Below are 18607 nucleotides of genomic sequence, written 5' to 3' on the forward strand. Positions count from 1 at the left end.
CGTGAGACACCGGGCGGCCAGGTGATCTGAACCATCGAGGGCAACCGACTGAAAGCCACACCCGGTGTCTCTGGGCCCCATGACCATACGACTGGCCATGATCAACCCACACAACAACGTAGGACCGACTGAGTTCATGAAAGTGATCGCCGCTACGGCAGCATGACCATCCGTGCTGCTCCGACTCGCCTACCTCGCCATGGCGAACGCGTTCGCCGCGTTGCGGCTGCTACCCATGAGCGACCGCGACAAGGACGCCGAGATCCTGGCCCTGCGCCACCAGACCACCGTCCTCGAAAGGCAACTCGGAGACCGGCGACCGAGCTTCACAGCGCCCGACAGGGCCCTACTCGCGGCGCTGCTGCACCCACTGCCCCGCGGCGTGCTGCGCCGGCTGCGGCTCATCGTGCACCCGGACACGGTGCTGCGGTGGCACCGCGACCTCGTCAGCCGCCGCCACGCGGCCGCATCCCGCCGAAAGCGGCCCGGACGCCCGCCGACGATCCGCTCCATCCGCATCCTGGTACAACGTCTCGCGCGCGAGAACCCGGCCTGGGGCTACCGCCGCATCCACGGCGAACTCGCCGCGCTCGGCACCCGCGTCGCCGCGTCCACGGTCTGGGAGATCCTCAAGGACGCGGGCATCGACCCCGCACCCGAACGCGGAACAACAACCTGGGCCGACTTCCTGCGCTCACAGGCCGAGGCACTCCTCGCATGCGACTTCATCGAGACGGTCACACTGAACGGGCAACGCCAGTACATCCTCGCCCTCATCGAGCACACCACCCGCCGCATCCGCATCCTCGGCGCCAACCACCCGACCGCCGCGTGGGTGGCCCAAGCCGCCCGGAACCTGGTCGCCGACCTCGAAGAGGAGGGCACCAGGGCCACGTTCCCGATCCGCGACCGGGACGGCAGGTTCCCTGCAGTGTTCGACGAGATCCTCGCCGACGTAGGGATCCGCACCGTCCTCACAGCGGTTCGGACGCCACGCATGAACGCGGTCATGGAGCGGTGGGTCCGCACCTGCCGCCACGAACTCCTCGACCGCACACTCATCTGGAACCAGCGCCACCTGCTCCACGCGCTACGCGAGTTCGAGCAGCACTACAACCAACACCGGCCGCATCGCACGCTCCACCAAGCCGCGCCGCAACGCGCGCTACCCGAACCGATCGCCGATTCCGACGAAGTCCAACGGCTGCGCATACGCCGACACGACCGACTCGGGGGCACCATCCACGAATACCGACATGTCGCCTGACCTGCGCGGATGGAGTTTTCGGCACCCGCAGCGCCGTCCGATCCACGCCAGACTTGGGGGGCATCGTGCCGCCAGAGCCGGCCTCTGTTGACGCAGCCAGCCTCCGGAAGCACTGCGATATCCCGCCCGGACCTAACGCACTCCGCGCGTGGAAGTGTCCCCATGACAACCAGTCTGGCGCGCTTGATCACTTCTGTTGGCGAAAGGGCGTACAAGACGTGCGTCCGACCGCGAGAATCACGCCGTGACTGAACCACTCATCCACGAGAGCCTGCTGCGGCACTTCGTGCCGCCCTGGGGCGGACGCGTCGACGGGCACAAGCCGACATGCACCCGGCGGACAGCGAAGGGCGTACCTTGCCAGCGCCAAGCCGCTGAGTGGCCGGAGGGATTCGTCCGCTACCCGAACCCGATCGCCTGCTGGTCCCACCTCGACGATGCAGAACGAGCCTGGGCCCTGGAAGCCCGCGAGCGGTATGGAGCCGCGTTCCAAGAAGCACGGCGCCAACATCTCGCCACACACCCGGGTTTCCAGTTTTGCGCGGTATGCGTCCACCCGGCCTACAGAGTCGAGCCGGGGGCCAAGGCCTGGGGGGAGCTCCAAGACTAAGGTCACCGTCGCTGCCGAAAGTCCCTACGCCTGGTCGCTGTCAAGTGTCGACGTTCGCGGCTGCGCGCGGACTTCCGCGCACCTCAGGCAAACCTCCCGACGCAGTTTCTTGTCGTCGGCCAGGCGAGCAACCGCCACGAGTGAGCGGGTGCCACAGGCGAAACAGTCTCCGGGCCGCTCATCGAACTTGCGGAGGATCACTCCGGTGTAGTCCAGCACGAGCGAAACCGTGTGGTCCCAGTCGTAACCGCAGAACCTGCACTCAGGGCGCGCATCACCGAGAACGAGCGCCCATTGGCCGCACCACGGGCATTCGATCGTCCGGGCTTCCAGGCCTTTCAGGTCCGTGTCCACGAGGTAGGCCATGCGCCCGTTCACGAACTCGGTGATGTCCATGATGTGCTCCCAGACGGCAGCATTCATCTCCCGGATGGTCCCGCCGTCATCGCCTTCAAGGTTCGGAATCAGCTCGTCCTTGATGAAGGCGAAGAGGAACATCAGGACATTGACCGCGCGAGCCTCCACGGCTTCGGCTGTGTCCGTAAGCCCGTAGTGCAGCAAGGCGTTGCGGCTCTTGGTCAGCTCGTCCAGTGCCTGCTCGTCGGCGATTTCGATCTTGATCCCCACGACGTCCCTGAGTCGCCTGACGGTCTCACGAGGCGTGCAGCTCGCGAAGTCTCCTGACTGGAACTTGGTGTAGCTCGTTTTCTTGGACTCCTCAACCACCAAGGTCCAGTGCTCCAAGGTCAACCTGGCCTTGAGCAGGACTTCTGCGGCGACCTGGAGGTGCAGGACCGCATCTTTCAGGGCTCCAGGGGTGGGAAGAACGATCTTGTTCTGGTACGTCTCGGGAGCCAACGCCTGGGCTGCCTTGACGAGCGAATCCATGCCGTTGACGACGGGCGGGAAGTGGACCGGAGGCCGCACGTGACCCGCGGTTGACGACGTGCTGTTGCTCATGTGCCTGCCCCCTAGCGTCCAAGCGGCTTGCCCCTGCGCTGACTTGGGAGAACTGAGCGTAGCCACGGGCGCGGGTCTTCCGCCAAGCGTTTGCTGCTGGGATGTGAAGCCCCGTCGGGGACGGCCGATCGTATCCGCCCCCGACGGGTTCCCTTGCAGCCCCGGCTACAGCCCGAACCAGGTGGCGACCCGACGTAGCCATCCGGACGCCGGAGGTGGCTCGTCAACCGCCGGGGGCGTACTGGCGGTTCCGGCAGCGCCGACGGCACCGCCATAGTTGTTGATCACTATGTCTCGGCCTGCGTGCATGACCTGAGGGCCGCTCGGCCGATCCACGGCAGACTCCTCGTCCCGCCGGCGGGGCGTTTCGTAGGCATCCGGGGTTCTCTCGGTGGTGCTCATGGTCCTCCTGCAACGTCGAGGCTGGGGTGCCCCTGCCCTGACGTCGAGGACAGGACGGCTGTGCATCAGCGCCGCTGTAGAGCCCCAAACGATGCACCCTCTCAGGACTGTACGCAAGTTGATCAAACAGGCTCTGACCTGCGAAAACAACAAGGAAGGGGTTGGTCAGGGGGGTCGGGAGGGGGCTCGGCAGGGGGGTCCGGAAGGGGGTCGGCAGGGGGCTCGGGAAGGGGGTCAGAAGGGGACTCCGGAAGGGGTTGGCGTGCAGGCCAGGACCGCCGCCTGTCCGGGAGCGAAACCGCCAGCTCGTTTGCGTGCTCGCTTGATTGGACGCCTAATTGGCAGCTTGCAAGCAGGCATGCATGCACGTGCGCAATCACTGAGGCTCTGTTCGGTCGCCCACCCAGCGCCGTAGACGCACGACACCGAGCTTCAGGAGCCAACGGGCCGAGCGAGCAAATACCGCAAATGACACAGCTGGCATGTGAATCTGCGGACTTTGAGCACCGCCGGGGTCCGTTGTTGCTCGATGGACGGCATGCCGGACCCCATCAGCGCGGCAACGGCCGCCGCCGCAAAGATCGCTTCTTCAGCCATGGCCCCAAAGTTCGGCGTGTCGTCGGTCATTCGGGTTGGTCGTCCTGAGGAGCGCCGTGATGCCTATCTCCACCTCGGAGAGAGCGTGTTGATCTACGCGTTCGAGCAGTCCCTCAAGAACTCGGTCACCGACGCGGAATACAACCAACGTTCCATCCAGTCGTCGCGAGACATCCTCGGGGCTCTGGTCCGTATCCGCTTGGTCGGGAGTCCCCCGGTCGTTCAAGCAGCCGACAATCTCCTGCACGAGACCACGGCTGACGGTCCGGGGGCCGACGCCGGGATGCATCAGGCCATGACGGAGTACCTGGAAGCCTGTCGCCAGGACCTCGCCTATGACAAGTCCCCTTGGAAGCCATGGCATTGGTGGGCGATCCGTCAACATCGGCGTCGCCTACAGGCACAATCAGCGCGCACCGCGGCCCTTCCGGCTCCGCGTTCGTAGCTGACTCAACTGCCGATCCGCCGGCCATACGCCGCTGCCATTCCTGTGGTGGTCGGAAATGGGGATCCTCGCGGACGCCGACATCCGCACCATCCTGACCGCGGTGCGCACCCCACGGATGAACGCGATCATGGAGCGCTGGGTCCGCACCTGCCGCCACGAACTCCTCGACCGCACACTCATCCGGAACCAACGCCACCTGCTCCACGCACTGCACCAGTTCGAACAGCACTACAACGAACACCGGCCGCACCGGGCACTCCACCAGGCGGCGCCACTACGCGAGGCACCCCAGCCGATCACCGATCCTGACGAACTCCAGCGACTGCGCATACACCGGCACCTCCGACTCGGCGGCACCATCCACGAATACCGACGTGCCGCTTGACCTGCACGGATGGAGCTTCCGGCACCCACAGGGCACCGTAACGTCCGATTCGCCGGATCGAAGATCCTGTGCTGTCGGGGCAAACAGCGGTCATGGGGGCGTCGGTGCCGCGGTGGTGTGTGCCCGGAGGTCTCGGACGCGATCGTCGGCCAGGCGGATGAGCGGGCTGTTCGGGTCCACCAAGTGTCGGCCGATCAGCAGCATGCGTTCGCTGGCGCGCAGTGCCTCGGGCAGCCGTCCTGCTTGCCGGTAGGCCTCGGCGAGGGCCCGGACTGTCCGGAACGTGCTGGGATTGTTCTCGCCGAGAATACTTACGTGGCGGGCCGCCAGAACCTCCAACTCGCGGGTGGCGCCATCAAAGTCGGCTGCCAGACACAAGATTTCGCCGCGCCGCATGTGTGCCCATAGGGTGCCCGGGTCGTCGTCGCCCCAGACCCGGCGCGCTTGTTCGACGTCATGGATGCTCTCGGGCCCGGCAATGTCGAGGCGGCCCGCAAGAGCGTAGACCAGGGTGCGTGCGAGGCGTGAGGATGTCGTGACGGTCTCTGCTTCGCCGAGCTCTGCATCGCAGCGTGCGCTGACCTGGTCCGCGAGTTGGATAGCCTCGGTAAAGCGGCCGGCGCGGGCGTAGGCGAGGGCAAGGTTGAACTCGGTCCACGGACGGAGCAGGTAGTCGGGATCGCCCGCCCGATCCCAGCCCTGGAGTGCGAGTTCGTGCAGCCGGATCGAGGTCAGGTAGCGGCTGGGGTCGGCGAAGTCCTCGCCGGACTCCAGGTAGTTGTTGCCGAGAATGCTGCGTCGTAACAGGGTTTGGGGGTCGTCCCCGCCGTGGTGGTCGGCAAACCAGTCCACGACTGCGGTGTTCAGCGCGATGGCCTGGTCGTGGCGGAGCTGACCGCCGTACGCCAACGCCAGCGCGTAGCGGGCTTCGGTGGTCGCTTCGCAGTCGCTGCCGAGCAGGCGTTCGTGGTCCTCCACGACGATGCGTCCGGCGCGGACGGCACGGGAGGTGTCCACGACGGTCCACAGGTGGTGCACTGCCCAAACGCGCAGGGCCAGCAAGGGATCCTGTGCGGCCGTCCAGTCGGGATCGGGAGCGGTCTCCTGGAGGTGCGGTCGAGAAACTTCCCACAGGGTTTCGACCTGCGCGATCAGGTGTTCGCCCACGGTGTGTCGCGCTGTCCAACTCTGCCCGCCTAGAAGGCTGTCCCCGCGCATCGCCGTGCAGCGGGCCTGAAGAAGGCGGGCCGCGTGGTCGACGTAGCCCGGCAAGTCGCCGGTGCGCGCAGCACGGTCGCGCAGCACGCGTTGTGTGAACCGGTGCATCAGCAGGAACTGGCCGTCGACGGTGAAGGTGAGGAGTGATGCGTCGGCCAGGCGGCCGAGAGCGGCATCGACCTCCACGACTGACGGGGCATGCGGCAGGTGTCGTCCGAGTGGCCCGTCGACGAGTCCGTGCACCAGGTCGCGCGGCACTCCGCCCGGCGACAGCAGGGCCAGCAGGGTGGCGATCAATCCTGCGGTGGGGTCCGTGGCTTCGACGTTCTCGATGCTCGCCAGGGTGGCCTGTGCGGCTCCTCGGGGATACGGATCGCTGCCGTGCGGGAGCAGCAGGCGTTCGACCGGCGTCTCGCGGATTCGGGCGAGGACGGTCGCGTAGCTCAGCCCCGAGCTCCGGATCACGGCAGCGGCCTGCGCAAGAGCCAAGGGGAGGTGGCCGAGCTCCTCCGCGAGTTCGCGTGCCGCAGTCGGGTCGGCGTTTCCGGCGCGGGCACGGAGGAAATCCGTGGCTTCGGCGGGGGTGAAGACGTCGACCCTTACGGGAGTTCCGAGGTGCTCGCAGGAGCGGTCCGTGCTGGTGACGATGATGTGGGCGGCACCTGTCGACGGGAGCCAGGGGCGGACGATCTCCGGGGCGGGCACGTTGTCGAAGACCAGCAGCGTGCGCTCGTCGGCTTGTGTCTCCAGCCAGGCCCGGGCAGCAGCAGCTGCGGTGGCTGCGTCCTCGCGGTCGGTGGCCGCCCCGACGGCTCGGGCCAGGCGCTGCATGCCGGCCACGGCTTGGTCAGCGTCCTCGGCGACGATCCAGGCGACCAGCGGCCATCCGTCGGCGATGCGCCGACGGGCAACTGCCGCGGCCAGCTGGGTCTTTCCCGCGCCTCGGGCACCGGTGACCGCGCCCACCACGGCCACGCCGTCCAGTCGCTCCAGCTGCTCGCGCATGACCGTACGCGCCTGGTACCCGGGCGGCTCCCGCGGAATCTCGCCCAGCACGATCCGCTGCGCCGCGGTCAGTGGCGGCGGCGCCGGAAGGGCGGGCCGGCTTGCCCACATGACCAGGCCAGGCGATGCGATCGACGTGCCCAGGCCGGCCAGCGCCAGGGTCACGTCCAGGTCCAAGGCAGCATCGCCGGCTCGGCACAGACCCCAGATGGCGAAGAACAGCGCGATCAAGGCGGTACTGGCGACCGCCCAACGCAAGGCACTACGCAACGTGACCCTCCCGCCCCTGCGGACCCGCCGTCACGGTCACAGTCTGCCCGGGGACCCGGTCGCGCGTCTCGGGAACTTCCCTCCACAGCATCCTGGCCGGTAGGTGCAGCGCCGCGGGCCTTCGGTTCGGCACCCGATGCCGTGGCGTGTCTCGCGGATCTCGCCGCGAACGCCGAGCCGGCCGGATCGACCCGCCGCAACCTGGCTCCCGCACCCAAGAGCGGTCCGGAGTCCACCGACTGGCTGCAGCACAACCCTGCCGTGCACAGCCGACTCGTGCGATCTCTGAGCCCCACGACACTGGACGCGATCAGCCGGACAGCCGGAGCCACCCGACGTACGTGAGGGACCTCGCCGAGCAACGGCCCCTGGCGGTCGGAACAACCTGCGCTTCACAAGCCGGTGCTCGATGGCCTCACCGACGTGCTCTGCCTTCCAAGATGCACTTGTCATCCTGACAAGGGGAACTCCGCAGGTCAAAGCCGGTGGCCTCGGGTTGGTGGTCGCATCGGGGTGGACACTGGGAGTGCCCGGGGATCCTGCTCCACCGGAGGCGATCACCATGCGCTCCTCATCCACCCGGGGACGCGTCTACCGGCGCTGCGGATGCCGCGATGCCGACCGGCACCAGCGCGGAGCCCACTGCTCCCGACTCGCCGCTGACCCGATGCACGGGTCGTGGGCGTTCGCCGTCGACGTCCCCGCACCCCGCGGCGTACGCACCACGGTGCGGCGCAGCGGATTCGCCGGCGAAACTACCGCCCGCAACGCTCTGCGGCGCCTCCTCGACGCGGAGGCATGCGGGTTCGACGCGGACCCGAACCAGACCGTCGCCGACTACCTCACCACCTGGCTCGCGGAGAAGGAACTTGCGCTCAAGCCCGCGACCTACGCCCGCTACCGGGACTACGTCCGCAACGACCTCGTGCCCGGACTCGGAGCGCTGCGGCTGGACGACCTCGGCCACCGGCAGATCCTCGCGTTCGTCCGCCGCCAGCTCGACGCCGGCCGCGGCCGCACCACCCTCTACCGGTGCCTCGCCACCCTCTCCAGCGCTCTGGGCGACGCCGTCCGCCACCACCGACTCGCATCGAACCCGGCCAGCCCGCCGGCCATCCCCCGACCCTCCAGCCCCGAACGAACCGTGTGGACCGCCGAGGAAGCCGCGCGGTTCCTCGACTACGCCCGCGACCACGATCCGCTCATCGCCGACCTGTGCGAGGTCCTGATCGGCACCGGCATGCGCAAAGGCGAAGCCCTCGGACTGCACTGGGACGACGTCCACCTGGAGGACCGGGTCCTCTATGTCCGCTGGACCCTGTCCGCCGTCGACAACACCCGCCTGGTCATCACCACACCCAAGACCCGCAGCAGCCGCAACTGGGTCGCCATCTCCAGCCGCGTCGACCAGGCACTCCGACACCGCGCCACGCAGCAACGGCTCCGACCGGCCGGCCCGCAGACCGGGCCGCTCGCAGGGCTCGTGTTCACCCGCACGGACGGGCAGCCGCTGCGGCCGCAGAACGTCCTGTCCCGCTTCCGGCGCCTCGCCGGCGAAGCCGGGCTTCCCAGGATCACCGTCCACGACCTGCGGCACCTCGCCGCCACCCTCACCATCACCGCGGGCGTACCGCTGGTCATCGTGTCCAAGACACTGCGGCACTCGACCCTGTCGACCACCGCCAACATCTACGCCCATCTCACCCGCCCAGCCGCAAAAGCCGCCGTCACCACCATCCAGCGAGTCCTCGCCCAGGCAGAAGAACGCCTGAACACAGCGCACGGGCTCCGGCCAAGCGGACACGGCCCGACACCACCCGAAGACCGCACCTGGCTCCAGCAAGTCACCGACCTGCTCCCCCACGAACCCGCCCCAGGCCGGACACCGCCGCCGGCGCATCTCGAGCACGAGACCACCCTGCGACCACCACACGGTGAAAACAAAGCCGTCAGGGATGTCGAACTACCCGCACTCGAAAGCGACTTCAGAAGTGTCTTTCGGCAGCTCGGCAAGGCATGCGACCACCTTGCGACCACCAGGACCCCAGACGCCGGAAAGGCCGCCCTCTCCCTACGGAGAGAACGGCCTGCGACCTGCGTAAACGCTGGTCGGGACGACAGGATTTGAACCTGCGACCCCTTGACCCCCAGCCGACCCGACAACGCACTTACTCTCCGTCAAACAGACGCATCCAACGAATCCGCTTGAGCAAGCACCCCGAACTCGGCCAAGAACCCCCGCCGACGAGAGCCTCCAAGCACAAGCACCACAGACCGCAAAGACATCCGAGTCGCCTCGCCCTGCGGACGCGAGGTTGATGTGCACGGCACCTCGCCGAAACGCCCAGCGGCCACGGCCTTCGGCTGGTACCTCTACTAGCGCACCACCAGCCTGGTCGCGCAGTTGCTTCGCTCCAACGGGCAGCTCTTCCTTCGTTGGCGACCTCAACCCGCGCGTCCACCGTCCCGCTTCTCCGGAGGGTCACATGATCCAGGTGCACATCAAGGCTCGACACCGCGCCGCCGACAACGACGGGCTCGGCCGCACTTGGTGCGGATGGTCGGACGGCCTCAAGCCGGAGGACATCTACGAGGCAGCCCGCGGCTGCTGGAAGTTGGACGCCGAACGTGCCAGCTACGAGAAGTTCATGCTCGCGGTCCACGGCGGCATCGTGCGCTGCGTGATCGAAATCGACCGCGTCGTCGACACAACCGAAGAGGGCCGCCGTGCCGTCGAAGGCCGCCCGGTCGGCAAGGGACATCCCTTCCACGACCGGTGGTTCGGACAGCCTGCCCCGGGCCCGCTGGGGCAGAATCCAGTGGCCTACGTCGACGACACGACGCTGCCGGACTGAATCGCACACAGGCTCGGCACCGGGGACATTCCCCAGCGCTCATGCGGTGGTCTCGTGGTGCCGTGCCCTTGTCGTTCGACCGCCCCTTCTCCCCTACGATCCATCGGCAATAGTGACTCGCCCGACAGGGAGACATCGTGACCACCCGTCCCTCGCCCCCGCTTCCTGGAGACCCGAAGCGCGTGGGTCCCTATCGGACGTTGGGGCGACTGGGCAGTGGAGGGATGGGTACCGTCTTCGCTGCCGTGGACAGGAACGGGCGCCAGGTGGCGGTGAAAGTCATCCACCCCGGATACGCCGGCGATCATGAGTTCCGTGCCCGCTTCAGGCGAGAGGTGGCCTTGACGAGCCGGGTCACCGGGCCCTGTCTCGTGCCTGTCCTGGCTGCCGACTGCGACGCCGAACGCCCTTGGCTCGCCACTCCGTACATACCCGGTCCCACGATCCAACGGCACATCGCCGAACATGGCCCCCTTGCCGGCGCCATGCTGTTTGCCCTGGCCTCGGGCGTTGCGGCGGCACTGGCTTCGATCCATGCTGCGGGCGTCATCCACCGTGACATCAAACCGGGGAACGTCATCCTTTCGCCGGACGGGCCACGCCTGCTGGACTTCGGCATCTCCCACGCCCTCGACGGAACATCCGTCACGCACACCGGGATCCTGACCGGAACCCCTGGCTGGATCAGCCCCGAGCAGTACCAAAGCGGCACCTCAGGCACAGCATCGGATGTCTTCGCCTGGGGTGCCCTGCTCGCCTATGCCGGAACCGGAAGGCACCCCTTCGGCACCGGAGCCCCCGACGCCGTCGCGTTCCGTGTGCTGACCGACGAACCAGACCTCAGCGGCCTCCCCGAAGATCTCTACAACGTCGCCGCAGCCGCATTGGCAAAGGACCCGGCCTGCAGGCCTGCGGCAAGCGCGCTGCACGCAGTCTGTGTCACGATGCTCAGCAATCAACTCACCGCTGTGCCGGGCCCGCAGCTGGCTGCTTCCACGCTCGTCGACGCCCCAGCGACCCACCACTTCTGGAGCGTGCCGGCTCCAGACGACGTGTGGCCAGCACCTCGGCGCCCGAGTCGCGCCCGCGCACTATGGGCTGCTGCCGCAGTCGCCGCAGCAACTGTCGCTGTTGCCGGTACCGCTGTTGTGCTGGCCGCCGCGCTCGATGGGCACCAAGAGCCCCAAGCAGAGCCGCCCAGCAGTACCTCTTCCACGACCGCTTCCCCTGTGGCGGCAGCGCCAGGCGAAGGCGTCACCACACTCACGCCTACGTCCCCGGCGCCGTCCGCCACGACAACCGAGCCCGCAGCCCGACCAGCCACCACGGCAGCCACCCCCCGTGAGCCAGCCGAACCGCAACCGGCGTACACACGTTCGGACCCCGCCGAACCCACAACCGAGGAATGGGCAGCCGCTCGCGACACCATGACCGCCTCCGAACGTGCGATCGCCGCCACTATCAACGAGGACCTCGCCACGTTCCTCCGCGACGACTGGGACCTGCCCGAAGGTGTACGGGTCACGTTCAACCCCAAAGCACAGACGATGTTCCTGACCGTGGGCCCTTCACCAGTCGTGTGGAACAACGGCGGGGACTACACCGAACTACGCCGCGCCCTCATGTTCTCCGGCTGCTCCTACGGCAACGAAAAGATCCGGGCCGACAGCAACTGGCCGTACGGACGTGTCGTCGTGGTCTACCGAGAGTCCATGGCGACGGCCGTGATTGCGGACTACCGCGAGGTCACCCGTGGGATGAGCTGCCGCGTCTGACGACGTGTACCGCGGCGCATGCGGACACCGCATCCTGCAATCCGCGCCGGGACCGGCTTCAACGCCAGATCGACCACATGCGAGCGCCAACGCCGATCCGGCCGAGCCCAGCTGCGGTCGCCGCTTCCTGACGATCTGCGGCTCGAACGTGCCGGCCACATCCCTGGGCACCCGCACGTCGACCGGGCCGACATCGGTCAGCACCGTCTTGCCGCGGGTGCCGTTGAGGCTGTTGCCACTGCCCCGCCGCGTCGTGCCTTTCGTAGCCGACGTGGTCGGTGATCTCGCGCTACAGCGCGGACTCCAGCACACGCTTGGCCAGCTGCTGCAAGAACCCACCCTGACCAGTGAGTTGCAGACCCTTTAAGCGAGCGCGGTCGACCAACATCGCGATCAATTGCTCGTCCGACACCGCACGCTCCGACGGCTCATCAATCGTCTACTCAGGGGGCGTCTCGGTCGTCATCTCTGGCGTCTCCTTGATCATCAGATCCGCCGTTGATTAGGTACCCTTTTTCCGGTCAGCCTGGCGACCGGCGCAGCTCGTAACACCAGGTTCTCCACGCAGTGGCCCCGGAGCGGTTACTAGGATTTCCACTGCGCCAAGACCCAGGGGGAGTCGTGCAGCCACGACTGAGCGAGTCCGAGCAACGGCATCAGCTCGAACGCCGTGCCACGGCCAGGCATCGCTTCTTTCAGCGGGTCTTCGATACGACACGGCCGCGGACACGCGACGACAACACCATCGGGATCAAGGAGACGCTGCCCGACGGCGAATTGCTGCTGATGTTCGTGGACAAGGCGGTCGCGGTGGAGTTCCGGCTGCGGTCGCGGTGCTCGCCGCAGGCACGTGAGTTGTTCGACCGCATGTATGCAGACCACAGGACGACCTTGTCCCAGCGGGTTCCCCGACTAGCGCTGGTATGGGACGCCGAACGCCGGGCGGTGTCATGCAGCTTCGCGAGCAGAGTCCGCATACACACTCCGGTCAGTGCGATCGGTCAGCGGCGCCCTCCCAAGCCGCGGAGCATCCAGTGGAAGGTCGATGCCACGCACAGCTGGACCGACAACAGAGCGCAGCGGGACGAGGTGGCCGCTTGGGCGTCCGGGGCTCTCGCGGCGTTCGGCCATCACATCGTCCAGGCATTCCGGTCCCTGCCGGCCCCACCCAAACCAGCCACGCCAAGGCCAGCCGTGCCGGAGTCAGCTGCGCCGGAGCGCACCCCAAAGGTGAGGGAGGGACTGGCCCCCGCCGACGCTGCCGCCATGGTGGTGTTCGAGCTGGCCGCGGCGCAGCGCCCGCGCCGCTTGGACCTACCCGTGGACGTGGTCGAACACGCCGAGCGAGGTGACGTGATCATGACCTACCACCCCGGATCAGGCCTGGTGGCCGTCGAATTCGTGGCGAAGGACCCTGGCGTCTTCGCTCGTGGCCACGCCGTCGTGCCGGAGCTGGGGTCAGAATTCCCCCTGGAGTGGATTCCTGCCGAGCGCACGGTGCGGACGCTCTATCCGAAGCGGCTGCCGCTTCCTGCATCGACGAGCCAGGCTGCCACCCCGGGCAAGCGATGGCGCACGGAGGTTGGCTTGGCAGCCGAGTGGATGACCCTGGCGATGGGGCTGTTCCGGGAGCGGGTTGTGCCGGCGTTCGCGTCCCATAGGGACGACGAGGACGTCTCGATGCCGGTGCCAGTTCGTGCAGCAAGCGGCATCCTCGTCGCGGGGGTTCGGGCCCCGGGGCCGGCGTTGCCGCCGATACCGCCGCGCCGGGCCGGGCTTCCCCAAGGACCTTCCATGATCGCGCCAGCGGCAGCTGCCGTGCATGGTGCTGAACCTGCGGTTGACTCGCCGGGGCCCCTCGATGAGGAAGCGCCTGTCGAAGAAGTCTCTGTCGAGACCGCCCCGGCCGATTTGCTCATTGGCGAGGAGTCTGTCCGCGTCCAAACCGCTCTAGTGGACGGTCCTTCGGACGAGCCCCACGTTCCGGTGCTGCCCCCCGTAGAGCACCCTGTTAGGGCTCCCCGCGACTACCGGGCCCGCGTGCTGGCCCTGGCCACAGCTCCCCGGCCAGCGAAGGAGTCCTACCGGGCGTCGGGCGGCCAGCGGCAGCGCTCCGCCGAGGCGCGGGCGTTGGTCATCGCGCGGTCCGGCGGCCGGTGTGAGAGCCCGCTGTGCGCGTTCCCGGGCTTCCGCGAGGTGACCGCGGCCGGCGCCCCGGTCCTCGACGTCGACCACGTGCAGGATCTCGCCCTCGACGGCGAGGACGACCCGGCCAACATGATCGCGGTGTGCCCGAACTGCCACGCGACCAAGACGCGCGGCCGGCAAGCCGAATTGCTGCGCGAGGCCTTCCGGGAGACCGCAAGGCGTCGGCACGAGGCGGCTATGGCGCAGGGCCGCGACTGACGGGGGTATCTCGCATCTGGGCTTCCCCCCGATCTATGGAGACTCTTGAGAGGACGTTCGTGTCATCTACGTGTTGGTTTGGGATAGTTCATTCCTGTCGGGATTAGCGCCATGCAGGCGAAACAGGCAGTATGCGTCCGCGCTCTCGGAAGACTCGGTCTCACCCTTTGCTCTGGTTCAGGACGATAGCTCCTGTCCGGTTCGAAAAGCCTTCTAAAGGTGGCTTTTGCCTCACCCGATCGAGTGATATGCCGGGATGGGGGCCTCGTGCATGAGTATTCCCATGGCCACCCCGCAGCAGCGCCAGCCGTACCCGAGCGATCTCTCCGATGCCCGTTGGGCGCTAATGGAGCCGACCTTGACGGCCTGGCGCGCCGAGCGACAGAAGACCTCGCTCAACCTCGGCGGCAAGGTCACCGACCTGCGAGAAGTCATGAACGCGATCCTCTTCCTCAACCGGACCGGCGTCCCGTGGCGCTACCTGCCGCACGACTTCCCGCCGCACACCACCGTGTTCGGCTACTTCAGCGACTGGACCGCCGACGGCACCATCGAGAGACTCGGCGTCCACCTGCACCGGATGGTCCGTGAACAGGCAGGACGCACCGCCGAGCCCACCGCCTGCGTGATCGACGCCCAGAGCGTCAAGACCGCCCACAGCGTCCCCACCGACACCCAGGGCACCGACGCCGGCAAGAAGATCGTGGGCCGCAAACGAAGCATCGTCGTCGACACCCTCGGCCTCTTGCTGCTGGTCATCGTGACGGCCGCAAGCGTCTCCGACAACGAAGCCGGCAAGAAGCTCCTCACCCAACTTGCCGCCGACCACCCGACGATCACCAAGGCATGGGTCGACACCGGCTACAAGAACCAGGCCATCGAGCACGGAGCCGCCCTCGGCATCGACGTCGACGTCGTCCCGCGGAACACGCAGGCCAAAGGCTTCTCTGTGGCACCGAGGCGCTGGGTCGTGGAACGAAGTTTCGGATGGATCATGATGCACCGCCGCCTCGCCCGCGACTACGAGGCCAAACCCACGCACTCCGAAAGCATGATCCGCCTCGCGATGATCTCGAACCTCGCGAAACGAGCAACCGGCGAAACGCCCATAACTTGGCACAATCCATGAACTATCCCGTCTTCAACCGGAACGTCCTCTGAGTCCACGTCCCACGGGCGGGGTCGCGTCGAAGCATCTTGCGCGGCCGAGACGGTCGTTCCCCTCCTTGTGGCATCGTCGTGAAAGTCGACGCGTCCCTTGGCACCTGCAGTCGCCGACGCATGGGCGATCGCCCCGACACCGGGCGCACGTGGTGATCCGCGGGTCGGTCGGTCAGTCGGTGGGGCTCGTCCGCTGTTCGCGGAGGTCGCGCTTGAGAATCTTGCCGGCGCCGGAAGTAGGCAGGGATTCGACGAATTCCACCGAACGCGGGGCCTTGTAGCCCGCGATGCGGTCCCGCACATGGTTGCGGATCTCGTCTTCGGTAGCGCGGGCACCCGTTTGGAGAACCACCACCGCGTGAACGCGTTCACCCCACTTGTCGTCCGGAAGGCCGATGACAGCGCACGCCGCGACGGCGGGGTGTCCAGCGAGGACATTCTCCACTTCTGCGGAGTACACGTTTTCCCCACCAGAGATGATCATGTCCTTGACGCGGTCGACGACGTACAGGTACCCGTCCTCGTCGAGGTATCCGGCGTCGCCGGTGTGCATCCAGCCGTCCCGTACCGTCGCGGCGGTCTCGTCTGGTTGATTCCAGTAGCCGAGCATGATGGTGTCACCGCGGACGACGATTTCGCCGGTCGCCCCGGGCGGCAGGTCGCAACCATCAGCTCCGATGACACGTACCTCGCACTGCGCGGTGCTGCGGCCGGCAGATCGGAGCAGTCGGCCGCCGGTTCGATGGTCCTCCCGGCCGAGGCTTGAGATCAGGGCCGTTTCGGTCATGCCGTAGCCCTGGACCAGTCCCCCGTTGGGAAATGCTTCCAACGCGCGCGTGAGAACCGCTTCCGGGATCACGGAGCCTCCGTAGCCTGCCGTCCACACGCTGCTCAGGTCGTAGTCGCGACGGGTGGGGTGATCCACGACCATCTGGAGCATGGTCGGGACGAGCGTCAGCGTGGTGACCCGGTGCTTGTGGATCGCCTCCAGCACGCTCTCCGGAGAGAAGGACGGGAGGAAGACATGGACTCCGCCCATGAGGTTCTGCCCCAACCAGCCATAGATGGCAGCGATGTGAAACAACGGCGCAGCAACAAGATTGACCCCGTCCGCAACCGCCGACCCCGTACACATCTGCCCACCGATTGCGGCGGTCATGAGCCCTTGGTGGCTCACCATGACGCCCTTGGGGCGGCCCGTGGTTCCCCCGGTGTAGAGCAGTGCGGCGACGGCATCGCCACCGCGACGGATGTCATCAACTGGTTCGGCATCCGCGATCAGTGCTTCATAACCGACCATCCCAGGCGGAGGGACGGTGTCACCGCAGTGGACGACGACCCGCAGCTTCGGACATGCCGCGCGCAAGTCAGGCACGTGGGCGAGGAACGCGTCGTCCACGAAGAGCACAGTGGCACCGGCGTCGTCGAGCGCGTAGGAGATCTCGGCGGGGCTCCACCGGATGTTCACCGGGTTGACGGCGGCACCGATCCACCATGCCGCGTAGAAGGTCTCGTGATAGCGATCCGAGTTGAGAGCGAGAACCGCGACCCGATCATCGGGGGCAACGCCAAGGGCGCGCATGCCTCCCGCGAGCCGCGCGACCCGGTCAGCGACCTCTCGAGTCGTACGCATGCGATCACCGCAGATGGCCATGGGCTTGTCTGCACGCTGCTGGAGGGCCCGGTGCAGCGACTGAGTCAGGTACATGCGTTCACTCCATGAGGGTGGGCAGGCGATTGCGGAGGCCTGGTGGGCGACGACGTGAGTGCGGGGGCGGCCAGTTCGGCAGGTTGTGACGGGTAATGCCGTCCGGCTCGCTCAGCGCAGCTTGTAGTCCTCGAGGAGGCGGCGGCCGATGATCATCTTCTGGATCTCGGCGGTGCCTTCGCCGATCAGCAGCATCGGCGCTTCGCGGTAGAGCCGCTCGATCTCGTATTCCTTGGAGAAGCCGTAGCCGCCGTGGATGCGGAAGGAGTCCTCGACGACCTCCTTGCAGTACTCCGAGGCCAGGTACTTCGCCATGCCGGCCTCGAGGTCGTTGCGCTCCCCCGCGTCCTTCTTGCGCGCGGCCATGACCATCATCTGGTGCGCGGCCTCGACCTTGGTGGCCATCTCGGCGAGCTTGAACTGGATCGCCTGATGCTCGGCGAGCGGCTTGCCGAACGTCTCGCGCTGCTGCGCGTACTTCACGCCCAGTTCGAACGCGCGCTGCGCGACGCCGCAGCCGCGCGAGGCGACGTTGACGCGGCCGACCTCGACGCCGTCCATCATCTGGTAGAAGCCCTTGCCCGGGACTCCGCCGAGGATGCGGTCGGCCGGCACGCGCACGCCGTCGAGCACCAGCTCGGTCGTGTCGACGCCCTTGTAGCCCATCTTCTCGATCTTGCCCGGCACGGTCAGACCCGGTCGGGTCTCGCCGAAGCCCGGCTCCTTCTCGATCAGGAAGGTGGTCATGTTCTTGTAGACCGAGTCGGCGCCCTCGTCGGTCTTGGTCAGCACCGCGACCAGGTTCGACGTGCCGCCGTTGGTCAGCCACATCTTCTGGCCGTTGATGACGTAGAACTCGCCGTCCTTGACCGCCTTGGTGCGGATCGCGGACACGTCGGACCCGCAGTGCGGCTCGGACATCGAGAAGGCGCCGCGGATCTCGCCCTCGGCCATCTTCGGCAGGAAGTAGTTCTTCTGCTCTTCGGTGCCGTGCTGCTTGATCATGTACGCGACGATGAAGTGCGTGTTGATGATGCCGGACACGCTCATCCAGCCGCGCGCGATCTCCTCGACCACGAGGGCGTAGGTGAGCAGCGACTCGCCGAGGCCGCCGTACTCCTCCGGGATCATGAGGCCGAAGAGCCCCATCTTCTTCATGCCCTCGACGATCTCCGTCGGGTACTCGTCCCGGTGCTCGAGCTCGGTCGCGACGGGGATGATCTGCTTGTCCACGAAGGTGCGGACGGTGGAGAGGATCTCCCGCTGGACGTCGGTCAGCCCGTCGGTCTGCGCAAGGCGGCCCATGTTCACATTCCTTCTTGGAGTTCGGGGCGGCCGGGCTGTTCGCCGCCGCGCGCCTCGCCGTAGGAGGTCTTGGGGACCATGACCTTGCGGCGGAAGATGCAGACCATGGTGCCGTCCTGCTTGTAGCCCTTGGTCTCGACGTAGACCACGCCGCGGTCGTCCTTGGACTTGGACTCCCACTTGTCCAGGACCTCGGTCTGGCCGTAGATCGTGTCGCCGTGGAAGGTCGGCGCCA

The 18607-nt window shown here is 67.1% G+C and carries 13 protein-coding genes and 1 pseudogene; 8 read left to right on the plus strand and 6 right to left on the minus strand.

All coding sequences use genetic code 11. The features are described 5' to 3' along the window. Positions 1-172: 172 nt before the first annotated feature. Positions 173-1267 (plus strand): integrase core domain-containing protein, encoded by a 1095-nt coding sequence (locus tag LZ495_RS42955; protein ID WP_235058742.1) that lies wholly within the window; start codon positions 173-175, stop codon positions 1265-1267. Positions 1268-1901: 634 nt separating this feature from the next. Here LZ495_RS42955 and LZ495_RS42960 read toward each other — a convergent pair. Continuing rightward, positions 1902-2837 (minus strand): hypothetical protein, encoded by a 936-nt coding sequence (locus LZ495_RS42960; RefSeq protein ID WP_235058743.1) that lies wholly within the window; start codon positions 2835-2837, stop codon positions 1902-1904. A 940-nt stretch (positions 2838-3777) separates the two neighbouring features. Here LZ495_RS42960 and LZ495_RS42965 point away from each other — a divergent pair. Next, positions 3778-4281: a hypothetical protein gene (locus tag LZ495_RS42965; RefSeq protein ID WP_235058744.1), complete on the plus strand. Its 504-nt coding sequence runs from the start codon at positions 3778-3780 to the stop codon at positions 4279-4281. Positions 4282-4339: 58 nt separating this feature from the next. Next, on the plus strand, positions 4340-4669 hold the full coding sequence (locus tag LZ495_RS42970; RefSeq protein ID WP_235058745.1) for an integrase core domain-containing protein: 330 nt from the start codon (positions 4340-4342) through the stop codon (positions 4667-4669). A 90-nt stretch (positions 4670-4759) separates the two neighbouring features. Here the strand turns inward: LZ495_RS42970 and LZ495_RS42975 are convergent, their stop codons facing one another. Further along, positions 4760-7150 carry a tetratricopeptide repeat protein gene (locus LZ495_RS42975; protein WP_235058746.1) on the minus strand — a complete coding sequence of 797 codons (2391 nt, stop codon included), beginning with the start codon at positions 7148-7150 and terminating at the stop codon, positions 4760-4762. A 574-nt stretch (positions 7151-7724) separates the two neighbouring features. On the opposite strand from LZ495_RS42975, the gene LZ495_RS42980 reads away from it, so the two are divergent. The 3 genes from LZ495_RS42980 (at position 7725) to LZ495_RS42990 (ending at position 11792) form a co-directional block, all read left to right on the plus strand. Then, positions 7725-9290, plus strand: coding sequence for a tyrosine-type recombinase/integrase (locus LZ495_RS42980; protein ID WP_235058747.1), 1566 nt, complete (start codon positions 7725-7727; stop codon positions 9288-9290). 358 nt (positions 9291-9648) lie between these two features. Then, on the plus strand, positions 9649-10017 hold the full coding sequence (locus tag LZ495_RS42985) for a hypothetical protein (protein ID WP_235058748.1): 369 nt from the start codon (positions 9649-9651) through the stop codon (positions 10015-10017). Positions 10018-10241: 224 nt separating this feature from the next. Further along, on the plus strand, positions 10242-11792 hold the full coding sequence (locus LZ495_RS42990; RefSeq protein ID WP_235058749.1) for a serine/threonine protein kinase: 1551 nt from the start codon (positions 10242-10244) through the stop codon (positions 11790-11792). 108 nt (positions 11793-11900) lie between these two features. Here LZ495_RS42990 and LZ495_RS42995 read toward each other — a convergent pair. Further along, positions 11901-12180: pseudogene (locus tag LZ495_RS42995) on the minus strand (transposase); the annotation flags it as partial. Positions 12181-12413: 233 nt separating this feature from the next. Between LZ495_RS42995 and LZ495_RS45185 the strand changes: the two are divergent. Next, complete coding sequence (locus LZ495_RS45185; RefSeq protein ID WP_235058750.1) at positions 12414-14198, plus strand: HNH endonuclease; 1785 nt, start codon at positions 12414-12416, stop codon at positions 14196-14198. A 283-nt stretch (positions 14199-14481) separates the two neighbouring features. Further along, the gene (locus tag LZ495_RS43005; protein WP_235058751.1) at positions 14482-15327 is read left to right on the plus strand and encodes an IS5 family transposase; all 846 of its coding nucleotides are present in this window, start codon (positions 14482-14484) and stop codon (positions 15325-15327) included. A 204-nt stretch (positions 15328-15531) separates the two neighbouring features. On the opposite strand, the gene LZ495_RS43010 is transcribed toward LZ495_RS43005, so the two are convergent. The 3 genes from LZ495_RS43010 to LZ495_RS43020 form a co-directional block, all read right to left on the minus strand. After that, positions 15532-17067 carry an acyl-CoA synthetase gene (locus tag LZ495_RS43010; RefSeq protein WP_235058752.1) on the minus strand — a complete coding sequence of 512 codons (1536 nt, stop codon included), beginning with the start codon at positions 17065-17067 and terminating at the stop codon, positions 15532-15534. A 111-nt stretch (positions 17068-17178) separates the two neighbouring features. Continuing rightward, positions 17179-18372, minus strand: a complete 1194-nt coding sequence (locus LZ495_RS43015; RefSeq protein WP_235058753.1) for an acyl-CoA dehydrogenase family protein — start codon at positions 18370-18372, stop codon at positions 17179-17181. A 2-nt stretch (positions 18373-18374) separates the two neighbouring features. After that, on the minus strand, positions 18375-18607 hold a 233-nt coding region (locus LZ495_RS43020), incomplete at its 5' end, for a hotdog family protein (RefSeq protein ID WP_505011348.1).

Origin of the sequence: Yinghuangia soli (genome assembly GCF_021502675.1) — a bacterium.
GTDB lineage: Bacteria > Actinomycetota > Actinomycetes > Streptomycetales > Streptomycetaceae > Yinghuangia > Yinghuangia soli.

What these genes read in the sequence shown, in the direction of transcription:
- LZ495_RS42965 (WP_235058744.1), top strand. Translation starts at nt 3,778, where the DNA reads ATGCCGGACCCCATCAGCGCGGCAACGGCCGCCGCCGCAAAGATCGCT.
- LZ495_RS42960 (WP_235058743.1), bottom strand. Translation starts at nt 2,837, where the DNA reads ATGAGCAACAGCACGTCGTCAACCGCGGGTCACGTGCGGCCTCCGGTC.
- LZ495_RS43015 (WP_235058753.1), bottom strand. Translation starts at nt 18,372, where the DNA reads ATGGGCCGCCTTGCGCAGACCGACGGGCTGACCGACGTCCAGCGGGAG.
- LZ495_RS42980 (WP_235058747.1), top strand. Translation starts at nt 7,725, where the DNA reads ATGCGCTCCTCATCCACCCGGGGACGCGTCTACCGGCGCTGCGGATGC.
- LZ495_RS42985 (WP_235058748.1), top strand. Translation starts at nt 9,649, where the DNA reads ATGATCCAGGTGCACATCAAGGCTCGACACCGCGCCGCCGACAACGAC.
- LZ495_RS42990 (WP_235058749.1), top strand. Translation starts at nt 10,242, where the DNA reads ATGGGTACCGTCTTCGCTGCCGTGGACAGGAACGGGCGCCAGGTGGCG.
- LZ495_RS43010 (WP_235058752.1), bottom strand. Translation starts at nt 17,067, where the DNA reads ATGTACCTGACTCAGTCGCTGCACCGGGCCCTCCAGCAGCGTGCAGAC.
- LZ495_RS42970 (WP_235058745.1), top strand. Translation starts at nt 4,340, where the DNA reads ATGGGGATCCTCGCGGACGCCGACATCCGCACCATCCTGACCGCGGTG.
- LZ495_RS43005 (WP_235058751.1), top strand. Translation starts at nt 14,482, where the DNA reads ATGGCCACCCCGCAGCAGCGCCAGCCGTACCCGAGCGATCTCTCCGAT.